The 13304-nt window shown below is 64.1% G+C and carries 11 protein-coding genes; 4 read left to right on the top strand and 7 right to left on the bottom strand.

Annotated elements, in window-relative coordinates:
• Positions 1 to 12 precede the first annotated feature (12 nt).
• The 6 genes from urtC to NK8_RS10615 form a co-directional block, all read right to left on the bottom strand.
• Complete coding sequence (gene urtC / locus NK8_RS10640; protein WP_213226296.1) at positions 13 to 1206, bottom strand: urea ABC transporter permease subunit UrtC; 1194 nt, start codon at positions 1204 to 1206, stop codon at positions 13 to 15.
• Between the two features lie 3 nt (positions 1207 to 1209).
• Entirely contained in the window at positions 1210 to 2814 is a 1605-nt protein-coding gene (urtB, locus tag NK8_RS10635) for an urea ABC transporter permease subunit UrtB (protein WP_213226295.1), read from the bottom strand.
• 81 nt (positions 2815 to 2895) lie between these two features.
• The gene (gene urtA / locus NK8_RS10630) at positions 2896 to 4203 is read right to left on the bottom strand and encodes an urea ABC transporter substrate-binding protein (protein WP_162066149.1); all 1308 of its coding nucleotides are present in this window, start codon (positions 4201 to 4203) and stop codon (positions 2896 to 2898) included.
• A gap of 315 nt (positions 4204 to 4518) precedes the next feature.
• Positions 4519 to 5835: an MFS transporter gene (locus tag NK8_RS10625; RefSeq protein ID WP_213226294.1), complete on the bottom strand. Its 1317-nt coding sequence runs from the start codon at positions 5833 to 5835 to the stop codon at positions 4519 to 4521.
• Positions 5836 to 6013: 178 nt separating this feature from the next.
• On the bottom strand, positions 6014 to 6790 hold the full coding sequence (locus tag NK8_RS10620; protein ID WP_213226293.1) for an SDR family oxidoreductase: 777 nt from the start codon (positions 6788 to 6790) through the stop codon (positions 6014 to 6016).
• Between the two features lie 15 nt (positions 6791 to 6805).
• Positions 6806 to 8245 (bottom strand): aldehyde dehydrogenase family protein, encoded by a 1440-nt coding sequence (locus NK8_RS10615; protein WP_213226292.1) that lies wholly within the window; start codon positions 8243 to 8245, stop codon positions 6806 to 6808.
• A 218-nt stretch (positions 8246 to 8463) separates the two neighbouring features.
• Between NK8_RS10615 and ppa the strand changes: the two genes are divergently transcribed.
• Positions 8464 to 8991: an inorganic diphosphatase gene (ppa, locus tag NK8_RS10610; protein ID WP_213226291.1), complete on the top strand. Its 528-nt coding sequence runs from the start codon at positions 8464 to 8466 to the stop codon at positions 8989 to 8991.
• Here ppa and NK8_RS10605 read toward each other — a convergent pair.
• The gene (locus NK8_RS10605) at positions 8960 to 9334 is read right to left on the bottom strand and encodes a GIY-YIG nuclease family protein (RefSeq protein WP_213226290.1); all 375 of its coding nucleotides are present in this window, start codon (positions 9332 to 9334) and stop codon (positions 8960 to 8962) included. The two genes, ppa and NK8_RS10605, sit on opposite strands and share 32 nt — an antisense overlap.
• A 161-nt stretch (positions 9335 to 9495) precedes the next feature.
• Between NK8_RS10605 and NK8_RS10600 the strand changes: the two genes are divergently transcribed.
• From NK8_RS10600 to glnK, 3 genes are all read left to right on the top strand, one after another.
• Positions 9496 to 10638 carry a GNAT family N-acetyltransferase gene (locus NK8_RS10600; protein ID WP_213226289.1) on the top strand — a complete coding sequence of 381 codons (1143 nt, stop codon included), beginning with the start codon at positions 9496 to 9498 and terminating at the stop codon, positions 10636 to 10638.
• A gap of 80 nt (positions 10639 to 10718) precedes the next feature.
• The gene (locus tag NK8_RS10595; protein WP_213228602.1) at positions 10719 to 12773 is read left to right on the top strand and encodes an NAD(+) synthase; all 2055 of its coding nucleotides are present in this window, start codon (positions 10719 to 10721) and stop codon (positions 12771 to 12773) included.
• Between the two features lie 140 nt (positions 12774 to 12913).
• Positions 12914 to 13252, top strand: coding sequence for a P-II family nitrogen regulator (gene glnK / locus NK8_RS10590; RefSeq protein WP_061179489.1), 339 nt, complete (start codon positions 12914 to 12916; stop codon positions 13250 to 13252).
• Positions 13253 to 13304: the final 52 nt, after the last annotated feature.

Below are 13304 nucleotides of genomic sequence, written 5' to 3'. Positions count from 1 at the left end.
CGTTATGTGCGGTCATTCTGCTGCGTCTCCTGCGGTCTTTTTGCGGCGCGCGAGTTCGATCAGACCCATGATGCCGTTGGGCAACAGCAAGGGCACGAGCGTAAAGATCAGGCCGAGGAAGAACAGCCAGTACTCCGCGAAATACGCCGTGAAAAAGCTCTTTGCGCCGTTCACCGCGAACGCGCCGATGATCGGACCGATCAACGTGCCGCGTCCGCCGACCGCGACCCAGATCGCCATTTCGATCGAGTTCGCCGGCGACATCTCGTTCGGATTGATGATGCCCACCTGCGGCACATACAGCGCGCCCGCGATGCCGCACAGCACCGCCGACACGGTCCAGATGAAAAGCTTGTACGCGAGCGGGCTGTAACCGAGGAACATCAGACGCGTTTCGCCATCGCGCACGCCGGTCACGACGCGCCCGAGTTTCGACGTGACGATCCAGCGCGCCGCGAGAAACGCCAGCACGAGCACCGCGAAGGTGATCAGGAACAACGCGGTGCGCGTGCCCGGATGCGTGACGGCGAAGCCCGCGATGCGCTTGAAGTCCGTAAAGCCGTTGTTGCCGCCGAAGCCGGTCTCGTTGCGATAGAAGAGCAGCATCGCGGCGAAGGTCATCGCCTGCGTGATGATGGACAGATACACGCCCTTCACGCGCGAGCGGAACGTGAAGAAGCCGAACACCCACGCGAGCACGCCGGGCACGAGCACGACGAGCAGCAACGCATACCAGAGATGCTCGGTGCCTTCCCAGTACCACGGCAGCTTGTGCCAGTCGAGAAACACCATGAAGTCGGGCAGGTCGCTCTTGTACACGCCCTCGCGGCCGATCGAGCGCATCAGGTACATGCCCATCGCGTAGCCGCCGAGCGCGAAGAAAAGCGCGTGGCCGAGGCTCAGGATGCCGCAGTAGCCCCACACGAGATCGAGCGCGAGCGCGCCGATCGCGTAGCACATGAGCTTGGCCGTCAGCGTCATCGCGTAGGCCGACAGATGGAACGTGCTCGTCTCCGGCAGCACCAGTGCGCTGACCGGCACGAAGATGCCCATCGCGATGATGAGCGCGATCAGCGCGAGCCAGCCGTTGCGCGGCAGGAGCGCTGCGCGCGGCGGAAGGCCGAGCGCGAAGCCCGCGCGCGCGGCGGCTGCATCGGGTTGCGGCGCGACGTCGAGATTCGCGCCGATATTGGTCGAGGCGGTCATGGCTCAGGCCTCCGCGCTGCGGCCCTTCAGGGCGAACATGCCCTGCGGCCGCTTCTGGATGAACAACACGATGAGCACGAGCACCGCGATCTTCGCGAGCACCGCGCCCCAGAACGGCTCGACCGCCTTGCTGACGAGCCCGAGCCCGAAGCCGCCGATCACCGTGCCCGCGAGCTGACCGACGCCGCCGAGCACCACCGCCATGAACGAATCGATGATGTAGCTCTGGCCGAGATCCGGTCCGACGTTGCCGATCTGCGAGAGCGCGCAGCCGCCGAGTCCCGCGATGCCCGCGCCGAACGCGAACGCATACGAATCGACACGCGCGGTCTTCACGCCGACGCACGCTGCCATGCGGCGGTTCTGCGTCACCGCGCGCACGAAGAGGCCCAGACGCGTCTTGGTGAGCACGGCCCACGCGATCAGCACGACCGCGACCGAGAACGCGAGGATCGTCAGACGGTTGTACGGCAGGATCAGGTTCTGCATCACCGCGACGCCGCCGCTCATCCACGAAGGATTCGTCACCTGCACGTTCTGCGCGCCGAACAGCGTGCGCGTCGCCTGAATGAGGATGAGGCTGATGCCGAAGGTCGTCAGCAGCGTTTCGAGCGGACGTCCATAGAGATGCTTCAGCACGAGTCTTTCCAGCACGATGCCGACCAGCGCCGCCGCGATGAACGATGCGGGCACCGCGAACAACGGATACCAGTTGAACGCGCCGGGCGCGTAGTGCTGCACGAGGTTCTGCACGACATACGTCGCGTACGCGCCGATCATCAGGAATTCGCCGTGCGCCATGTTGATGACGCCGATCAGGCCATACGTGATCGCGAGGCCGAGCGCCGCGAGCAACAGCACGCTGCCCAGCGACAGGCCCGCGAACAGCGTGCCGAAGATTTCGCTGCGGCGTTGAATCGAATCGAGCGCGTAGAGACCTTCCTGCGCCGCATTGCGCACGCGCTCGTCGGGCTCGTTGAAGGTGCCATCGGCTTTCTTCGCGACGATCGGGCGTAGCAGCTCGTACATGTCGAGGTCATGCCGCGCGGCCACGAGTTGCGCTGCTTCGAGGCGCTTGCCGACGTCGGGATCGTGCAGCGCGGTCATCGCCCAGAGCGTGTCGAGGCGCTTCTTCATGTCGGGATCCTTTTCGATGGCGCGGGCGCGGTCGATCATCGGCTTCATCGCTGCGTCCGGGTTCTTCAGGAGCGCTGCAATCGCGTCGCGGCGTTTCGCGGTATCGGCGGAAGCGAGCTGCAAGCCCGACAACGCGCCCGCCACTTTCGAGCGCAAGGTGTTGGAGAGCGTGATCTGCTGCGCATCCGGCGCTTCGACGGTCTTGCCGGTGAGCGGGTCCTTGTTGACGTCGTCGGCCTGGATGTAGACGTGGCCGTTGTCGGTCGCGACGAGCGAGCCATCGGACAACGCGGTGAGCACGGCGACCGAAGGCGCGTCGGCGTTCGCGATGAGCTTGTCGATGGTGGCGGATTTGGCGTCGAAGTCGTCGCCGGCGAGCGGCGCGAGATCGTCGTTGGTGAGCGCGCGGGCGCTGAACGGCGCAATCGCGATGAGGAGCGCGAGCAGGACCCGCATCAAGGAACCAGTCATGATGGCCTTTCTGATGAGACATGGACGGCCGCGCGAATCACGAACGAGCGCGCGGCCTCACTGCTTCAAACCATCACTGGATCACGCGAGCTGCACGCGCTGACGGCGCAGGAACGCGGGAATGGAGCTGACGATATCCGGCTTGCCCTGATTGCCCGCGATATACGGGCTCCACGGTTGCGCGCGCACCGCGGTCTTGGTCTTCCACACGACGTTGAACTGCCCGTCGCCGCGAATTTCACCGATCATCACCGGCTTGTGCAGATGGTGATTGCCGTCCATCGACAGCGTGAATCCCGAGGGCGCGGCGAAGGTCTGGCCGATCATCGCGGTGCGGACCTTGTCGACATCGGCGCTCTTGGCCTTTTCGACGGCCTGCTTCCACATATGGATGCCGACGAAGGTCGCTTCCATCGGATCGTTGGTGACGCGCTTGTCGCCGCCCGGCAGGTTCTGCGCCTTCACGTACTCGAAGAATTCCTTCTCGAACTTCGAGTTGTTGGTGTTCTTCACCGACATGAAGTAGTTCCATGCGGCGAGGTGGCCGACGAGCGGCTTGGTATCGATGCCGCGCAGCTCTTCCTCACCGACCGAGAACGCGACGACGGGCACGTCGGTCGCCTTCAGGCCCTGGTTGCCGAGTTCCTTGTAGAACGGTACGTTGGAATCGCCGTTGATCGTAGAGATGACAGTCGTCTTTCCCCCTTGGGCAAAGGTCTTGATGTTCGCGACGATGGTTTGATAGTCGCTATGTCCGAATGGTGTGTAGACCTCTTGAATGTCCGCATCCTTGACGCCCTTGGAGTGGAGGAAGGCGCGCAGGATCTTGTTGGTCGTGCGCGGATACACGTAGTCGGTGCCGAGCAGGAAGAAGCGCTTGGCGCTGCCGCCTTCCGGTCCCATCAGATATTCGACGGCGGGGATCGCCTGCTGATTCGGCGCTGCGCCCGTGTAGAACACGTTGCGCGACATCTCTTCGCCTTCGTATTGCACGGGGTAGAACAGCAGGCCGTTGAGTTCCTCGAAGACCGGCAGCACCGACTTGCGCGAGACGGACGTCCAGCAGCCGAACACGACCGCGCACTTGTCCTGCGTGAGAAGCTGGCGCGCTTTCTCGGCGAAGAGCGGCCAGTTCGAGGCCGGATCGACGACCACGGGCTGGAGTTGTCGGCCCATCACGCCGCCGCTCTTGTTGATATCGGCGATGGTCATGAGCGCCGTGTCTTTCAGCGACGTCTCGGAGATCGCCATCGTGCCCGACAGCGAGTGCAGGATGCCGACCTTGATCGGACCCGTATCGGCGGCTTGCGCCTTCGTGATCGGGAGCTGACCCGCGAGGGCGAGTGCGCCCGACATGGAGCCGAACTTCAGCAGACTGCGTCGTTTCATGATGAGTGTTCCCCTTGCCGATGTGTTTGTTTGAGCAATGACGATTGCTCGCATCGTTCTGCAAGGGTTATGCCAATGGGGGTGAAATGCCCGAATGGCGCGGGTTTGATGCCTGTCTGGGGGAATTTTTACTGAGGCAGATATTCGCTTCGCGGCGGGGTTTTGGTGCAAGCGCGAAGTAGCGTGCATCGTTGCGGTGCGCGTGTGCTTCTATTTATTTTGTCGCGACCGTAACGGGTGAAGTGTGCCTTGCTTTGGTTCGCTCGCGTTTTTTGTCGACGCGCGACGCGAACCAAAGCGGTGATGCAGAACGCCTTAACGATTCACCATCCGCGCCGGCACGCTAAGCGCAAGCAGTGCACCGAGCACCAGGAAGCCCGCAAGCATGTACATGCCACTGGCGTTAGACCCGGTAGCCTGCTTGAGCCACCCGACGAGATAAGGACTCAGAAACCCCGCAAGATTCCCAAGCGAATTGATCATGGCGATGCCGGCCGCCGCGCCGGTGCCGGCGAGAAACGCCGTCGGCAGACTCCAGAATAGCGGCAGCGTGGTGAGAATCCCCGTAGTGGCAAGCGTGAGCCCGACCATCGCGAGCGTCGTATTCGACGACCACACCACCGACAACACCAGCCCGATCGACCCGATGAACGCCGGAATCGCAATATGCCAGCGCCGCTCGCCGCTGCGATCCGCGCTGCGCGCCGCGTACAGCATGCCGACCACCGCCGCGCCATACGGAATCGCCGACAGCAAACCGACCTGCAACGCATCGGACACGCCCATCGACTTGATGATCGTCGGCAGCCAGAAGCTCACGCCGTACAGCCCCATCACGAACGAGAAGTAGATGAGGCTCATCAGCCACACCTTCGGGCTCGACAGGATCTTGCCGAGCGGCATGTCTTCCTTCGCGACGTTATCCGTCGCGATGTTGCGTTCGAGCAGTTCGCGCTCTTCCTGCGTGAGCCACTTCGCCCGCGAAATGCGGTCATCGAGCATCGCAAGCACGACCAGACCGACGATCACCGAAGGAATGCCCTCCAGCAACAGCAGCCATTGCCAGCCGTGCCAGCCATGCACGCCGTCGAAGCTCTTCATGATCCAGCCCGACACCGGGCCGCCGATCAGACCCGACAGCGCGATCGCGGTCATGAAGAGCGTCGTCATGCGCCCGCGCCGGCGCGCCGGAAACCAGTACGTCAGATACAGAATGATGCCGGGGAAAAAGCCCGCTTCCGCCGCGCCGAGCAGAAAGCGCATCACGTAGAACATCGTCGGCGTGGTGACGAACATCGTGAGCGCGGAGATGATGCCCCACGAGATCATGATGCGCGCGATCCACACGCGCGCACCCACGCGATGCAGGATGATGTTGCTCGGTATCTCGAAGATGAAGTAGCCGAAAAAGAAAATGCCCGCGCCGAAGCCATACACGGCGTCCGACAGTTGCAGGTCCGCGGCCATCTGCAGCTTGGCGAAGCCGACATTCACCCGGTCCAGATACGCAACGATGTAGCAGATCAATAGAAGCGGCGAAAGCCGCCACGCGACCTTGCGATAAGTGGCCTCCTCGAAGGCCGATGGTGCGCCCGCGCCGGGGCGGGGCATGGGATTGGCGGTGCTGGCCATGTTGCTCGTCTCCTCTGGTTTTTTTGCACACGGCGTCCGGCGGATGGGCCCGCTCGCGATTACAGACGCGTAAGGATTCTAGCCCTTCGGCATCGACGTCAAACGCCTGTTATGGCTAGGGAAAGCACCGATGTTTAAGCGCACGCCGCATTCGTCGCGCGGCGTGCGCCGGCATCGCTCAGACGCACCGCCCGCCGTCCACTTCGAGCGCGACGCCGGTGATGAACTCGGCATCGTCGGAGGCGAGATAGAGCGCGGCGTTGGCGACGTCCTGCGGCGTCGAAAGGCGGCCGAGCGGAATCGTCGCGAGGAATTTGCGGCGGTTTTCGGGCGTGTCGTCCATGCCCATGAATTCGGTGAGCAGGGCGGTTTCGCCCATCACCGGATTGATGCAGTTCACGCGGATACGATCCGCGCCCAGCTCGACCGCGAGCGCCTTGCTCGCGATGATCACCGCCGCCTTGCTGCCGTTGTACCAGACGAGTCCCGGACGCGGCCGCACGCCCGCCGTCGATGCAATGTTGATGAACGCGCCGCCGCCTTGCTCGCGAAAATACGGCACGAACTGCTCGACGCTCCAGTAGATGCTCTTCACGTTCACCGCGTAGACGCGGTCGAATTCGGCCTCGGTCACGTCGAGCACCCGCTTGTTACGGTGCGTCGTGCCCGCATTGTTGACGACGACCTGCACGCTGCCGAAGTCCTGGATGGCCGCATCGAAGAGCGTTTGCCAGTCGGCGCGCTTCGTGACGTCGCCCGCCACGGCGATCGCGCGGCCGTGCTTCACTTCCGGCGACGACGCGAGCGCGATTTCGCTCGCCACGCGCTCGGCCGCCGGGCCATTGAGATCGTTGACGACGACGTTCGCGCCTTCGCGCGCAAACGTCTTCGCGATGCCTTCGCCGAAGCCCGAGCCGCCACCCGTCACGATCACGGTTTTGCCTTGCAGTCGCATGCCTGTCTCCGTTATTTAGCCGTGTTTGATGGCGATCGTCTTCAGCGTCGTGAAGCCGTATAGCGCCTCGAAGCCTTTCTCGCGCCCGTGTCCCGAATGTTTCACGCCGCCGAACGGCAACTCGATGCCGCCGCCCGCGCCGTAGTTGTTGATGAACACCTGCCCCGAGCGCACGCGCCGCGCGAGGCGCATCTGCCGCGCGCCGTCGCGGGTCCAGATGCCCGCGACCAGCCCGTAGTCGGTGCCGTTGGCGAGCCGGAGCGCGTCGGCTTCGCCGTCGAAGGGCATTGCGGCGAGCACCGGGCCGAACACTTCCTCGCGCGCGAGGCGGTGCGTCGGCGGGACGTCGCGCAGCAACGTGGGCGCCTGATAGAAGCCGGCCTCCGGCGCATCGCCGACGACTTCGCCGTGCGCGGCCATCGGGATGCCGTCGTGCTGCGCATCGGACAGGAAGTCCCACACGCGCTGCTGCTGCTTCGCGCTGATGAGCGGGCCGCAGTCGAGATCGAGCTTGCTCGGGCCGACCCTCAGCGCCGCGAACGCCTGCGCGAGCCGGTCCAGCAAAGGCTCGTACGCCGCGCGCTCGATCAGCACGCGGCTGCCCGCCGAGCACGTCTGCCCGGCGTTCTGCACGATCGCGGCGACTAGCACGGGCAGCGCGGCGTCGAGATCGGCATCGGCGAACACGATCTGCGGCGACTTGCCGCCGAGTTCGAGCGTGACGGGCACGTGGTTGTCGGCGGCCATCTTGGTGACAGCGGCGCCGGTCGCGGGCGAGCCGGTAAACGAGATGTGATCGATGCCCGCGTGCCGCGCGAGCGCCGCGCCCGCTTCGTGCCCGTAGCCGGTGACGATGTTGAGCGCGCCATCGGGCAGGCCGGCTTCCGCCGCCAGTTCGGCGACGCGCAGCAGCGACAGGCACGCGTCCTCCGCCGGTTTCACGACGCATGCGTTGCCGGTCGCGAGCGCAGCTCCAACGCTGCGCCCGAAAATCTGCAGCGGATAGTTCCACGGCACGATGTGGCCCGTGACGCCGTGCGGCTCGCGGATCGTGAGCACCGTGAAGCCGGTTTGATAGGGCAGGGTTTCGCCGTGCAGCTTGTCGGCAGCGCCCGCGTAGAACTCGAAATAGCGCGCGATGCCGGTTACGTCGGCGCGCGCCTGCTTGAGCGGCTTGCCGGTGTCGCGCGCCTCGACCTGCGCGATGTCCTCGTGGCACGCGGCGATCAGCATCGACAGGCGCGCGAGGATGCGTCCGCGTTCGGCTGCGCTCATCGCGCCCCAGTCGCCTTCGAAGGCGGCGCGCGCGGCGGCGACCGCGCGGTCGACATCGCCCGCCGTACCGCGCGCGATCTGCGCGAAGATCTGGCCGTCGGAGGGATCGACCACCGGGATCGTCTCGCCGCCCGATGGCGCGACCCAGCGGTTGTTGATGAAATGCTTCGCGTCTTCCATGCACGTCTCCTGAAATCGGGTGCTCTGTTGCCGGAAACCGATGCCGCTTTCGATTATCGCGCCAACGCCCGGCGCGCGCCGGCGGTGGCGGGCGGGCAAACGCGTTTGGCTATAATGACGCAGTCACGCGCCTTCACGCGCGCGCGCCGCGGCGGTTCTCCAGCGTATCGTCCGCCCGTGCGATTCCATCTCCGACTCAACTTCTCCAGAGAGCGCTCATGAGCTTCAACAACGTACCTCCCGGCAAAGATCTCCCGCAAGACTTCAACGTCATCATCGAGATTCCCGCGCAGAGCGATCCGGTCAAATACGAAGCGGACAAGGACATGGGCCTGCTCGTGGTCGACCGCTTCATCGGCACCGGCATGCGCTATCCGGCCAACTACGGCTTCATTCCGCAGACGCTGTCGGGCGACGGCGATCCGGTCGACGTGCTCGTCATCACGCCGTTCCCGCTGCTCGCCGGCTCGGTCGTGCGTGCGCGCGCGCTCGGCATGCTGCAGATGACGGATGAATCGGGCGTTGACGCGAAGCTCGTCGCCGTGCCGCACGACAAGATTTGCCCGATGACGGCGAACCTCAAGTCGATCGACGACGTGCCTGAATACCTGAAGGACCAGATCAAGCACTTCTTCGAGAACTACAAGTCGCTCGAAAAAGGCAAGTGGGTGAAGGTCGAGGGCTGGACGGGCATCGAGGCCGCGCACAAGGAAATCACGGAAGGCGCCGCGAACTACAAGAAGTAATTCGCGCCACTACCAGGCGCCGTCGCGTTGCTCGCAGCGCGGCGGCGTTTTCCTGCGCTTCGCTTGCCTCGGTCCGGGGCAACACTGATTCGATCGATCGCTCTCCCGCGATCAGCGCGCGTTTCTGCGGCGCGCTCAGACGCTTCACGCGATACTCGGCGCGCAACGCCGCCGATTTCCCCTCCAGTTCGAACGACGCCAGCACGCGCAAAGGCTTTTTCGCGCGCGTATAGCGCGCGCCCTTGCCGCTCGCGTGCGCGGAGAAGCGCGCTTCGACGTCCGTCGCGATGCCGGTGTAGAGGCTGCCGTCGGCGCATTCGATGAGGTAGAGGAACCAGGGCATCGGCGGGTAAGAGGTGAGTTGCCGCGCATTATCGCTGAAAGCACCGCGTTGGGGCGCTTTTGGGCGCTTCGGCGTGCCATGGCGAGTTGCGCGAGAATAGCCGCTTTCGGGCGCGCGCATTGCGTCGCATGCGCTCATCGATATTTCAGCGAGGTAGCCTGTTGAATCGCGAAGTCGAAATTCATGTGGTCGATGCGCTCACCGAGATTCCAGCCGAAGACTGGAACCGGCTCGCCGGCGATAACCCGTTCGTGCGTCATGCGTTTCTGTCGGCGTTGCAGGAGACGGAGTGCGCGGTGAAGCGCACCGGCTGGCGCGCGCATCATCTGATATTGAAGCGCGGCGGCGAGTTCGCCGGCGCGATGCCGTTGTATCTGAAGTCGCATTCGCGCGGCGAGTACGTGTTCGATCACGCATGGGCCGACGCCTTCGAGCGCCACGGCGTGCGCTATTACCCGAAGGCGCTGTCCGCCGTGCCGTTCTCGCCGGTGACGGGTCCGCGCCTCATCGCCGCGCATCATGAAGATCGCGTGCTGCTCGCGCGCGGCGCGATCGAACTGACGCGAAGGCTGGAACTCTCTTCGCTGCATGTGCTGTTTCCGCACGCGCAGGATGTCGAGGCGCTGACGGACGCGGGCTACATGCTGCGCGAAGGCGTGCAGTTTCATTGGGAGAATCTGCCCGGCGAGGGCTACGAAGGTTTCGACGCCTTTCTCGCGACCATGAGTCACGACAAGCGCAAGAAGGTTAAGCAGGACCGGCGGCGCGTGAAGGACGCGGGCGTCACGTATACGTGGCTGCGCGGCGCGCAGATCGATCAGGGCGCGCTCGATTTCTTCTACGACTGCTACGACAACACGTATCGCGAGCACTGGAATGCGCCGTATCTGTCGCGCGAATTCTTCGGCCGGATTCACGCCGATGCGCCCGACAGCATGCTGGTCGTGATCGCCGAAGCCGACGGCGAGCGCCTCGCGTGCGCGCTCAACATGATCGGCGGCGACACGATGTATGGGCGTTACTGGGGCACGCGCGAGTTCATCTCGGGGCTGCACTTCGAGACGTGCTACATGCAGGGCATCGCGTATTGCATCGAGCATGGACTCGCGCGTTTCGAGGGCGGCGCGCAGGGCGTGCACAAGATGTCGCGCGGACTTCTGCCGACGCCCACATGGTCCGCGCACTGGATCGCGGATCAGCGTTTCGCGCACGCCATCGCCGAATTTCTCGATGCCGAAACCGAGGCGATGGATCAGCATATCGTGGAGCTCGAAGCGCATACGCCGTTCAGGAAGAAAGGCTGAAGTGCGATAATCCTCAGGGCTTTTCGCACGGTTTCAATCGCATCGCTTTCGCCGCAAACGCGCGCACATCCATGTCGACCATGAGCAGAGACTTCTTCAATCTTTACAGCCACGACTTCGCGCGCGTCGCGGTCGGCGTGCCGTCGTGCAAGGTGGCCGATCCCGCATTCAACGCGGCGCAGACGATCGAACTGGCGAACGAGGCCGCGGCGCACGGAGCGGTGCTCGTCGCGTTTCCCGAACTTGGCGTGTCCGCCTATACGTGCGACGACCTGTTTCATCAGCGCGCCTTGCTCGACGCCTGCGAAGAGGCGCTGCAAGACATTCTGGACGCGTCGAAGCGAGTGAATATCGCGATGATCGTCGGCGCGCCGGTCCGGGCCGAGCACAAGCTCTTCAACTGCGCGATCGTCATCGCCGGAGGATTCATCCGCGGCGTCGTGCCGAAGAGCTATCTGCCGAACTATGGCGAGTTCTACGAGGCGCGCCAGTTCAGCCCCGCCGATGCCGCCGTCACGAACACGGTCAGGCTCTGCGGTCAGGACGTGCCGTTCGGCGCGTCGCTGCTGTTCCAGATCGAGGATTTGCCGCTCTTTCGCTTCCACGTCGAAATCTGCGAGGACGTGTGGGTGCCGATTCCCCCGTCGTCGTTCGCGGCGCTCGCGGGCGCGACCGTGCTCGTGAATCTGTCGGCGTCGAATATCGTCGTCGGCAAGTCGGCGTATCGGCATCAGCTCGTCGGGCAGCAGTCCGCGCGTTGTGTCGCGGCGTATCTGTACACGTCGGCGGGCAATGGCGAGTCGTCCACGGACCTCGCCTGGGACGGGCAGGGCCTCATCTACGAAAACGGCGAACTGCTCGCGGAGTCCGCGCGTTTCTCGGATCGTTCGCACCTCATTTACGCCGATATCGATCTCGAACGGCTCTCGCGCGAGCGCATGCGGCAAACCACCTTCGGCCGCTCAACGCATCGGCACGCAGAGGAAGTCGCGCAGTTCGACGTGATCGCGTTCCCGCTGCCGATTCCGGCCGAGGGAAAGCTGCCGCTCGAACGTCGCGTCGCGCGCTTCCCTTACGTGCCTGCCGACGCCGCGCGCCGCGACGAACGCTGCAACGAGGTCTACAACATTCAGGTGCAGGCGCTCTTGCAACGGCTGCAATCGTCGGGCATGTCGAAGGTCGTCATCGGCATATCGGGCGGGCTCGACTCGACGCATGCACTGCTCGTGTGCGCGAAAGCGATGGACCGTCTCGGCCTGCCGCGCTCGAACATCCTCGCGTACACGATGCCGGGTTTCGCCACCAGCGACCGCACGCTCAGGCAGGCGCGCGAGCTGATGGAGGTCGTCGGCTGCACGGCGAGCGAGATCGACATCCGGCCGAGCTGCGTCCAGATGCTCTCCGACATCGGCCATCCGCACAGCACCGGCGCCGAGCAGTACGACATCACCTACGAGAACGTTCAGGCCGGCGAGCGTACGAGCCATCTGTTCAGGCTGGCGAATTTCAACAACGCGATCGTCATCGGCACGGGCGATCTGAGCGAGCTGGCACTTGGTTGGTGCACCTACGGAGTGGGCGATCACATGTCGCACTACAACGTCAACGCGAGCGTGCCGAAGACCTTGATCACGCATCTGGTGCGCTGGGTCGCGGAGTCGGGGCAGATCGGCGGCAACGGCACCGATGTGCTCGAAAACATCCTGAGCACCGACATCAGCCCGGAACTCATTCCCGGCAAGACGAGCGGCGTGGTGGAGCAGAAGACGGAGAGCGTCATCGGCCCATACGAATTGCAGGACTTCAATCTGTACTACACGCTGCGCTTCGGCTTTGCACCATCCAAGGTCGCGTTTCTCGCGCTGCATGCGTGGCGCGATCGCGATGCGGGCGCGTGGCCGGAGGGCCCGACGGTTACGCGGAATCAATACGACCTCGGCGAGATCCGCAAGAATCTGCGGATCTTTCTGGATCGATTCTTTCGCACGAGCCAGTTCAAGCGCTCATGCATACCGAACGCGCCGAAGGTCGGCTCGGGCGGCTCGCTTTCTCCGCGCGGCGACTGGCGCGCGCCGAGCGACGGACAGGCGACGGTGTGGCTCGCGGACCTCGAACGCGTCCCCGCGAACGAGTGATATCGCGCGTTTATCCGGTCATCTCGTGCACATAGCGGACGCTTGCTCGATGAAACGCGGCTAGAATCGAAAACATCTGTCCCGCGCGGGACACGACATTTTCTCGAATCCCTTGAATCGATATTTACGCGAGGCACGCCATGAAACGCATCACCGCCGTCATCAAACCGTTCAAGCTCGACGAAGTTCGCGAAGCGCTCGCGGAAGTGGGCCTCACCGGTCTCACGGTCACTGAAGTGAAGGGCTTTGGCCGTCAAAAGGGGCACACTGAGCTTTACCGTGGTGCAGAGTATGTGGTCGACTTCCTGCCGAAGGTGAAGATCGAAGTCGTCGTCGCGAACGATCAAACCGATCAGGTCATCGATGCGATCATCGGCGCCGCGCGCACCGGCAAGATCGGCGACGGCAAGATCTTCGTCGCCGATGTCGAGCGCGTGATCCGCATCCGCACCGGCGAGGAAAACGAAGCGGCGGTCTGAGCGCTGCGTCACTTCGCCTGACTCGGGCCCGCCGTTCGCGCGGGCCTTCGTT

This window comes from Caballeronia sp. NK8 (genome assembly GCF_018408855.1).
GTDB lineage: Bacteria > Pseudomonadota > Gammaproteobacteria > Burkholderiales > Burkholderiaceae > Caballeronia.
The sequence above is the reverse complement of the archived record's forward strand: the minus strand, read 5'-3'. Positions and strand labels throughout refer to the sequence as shown.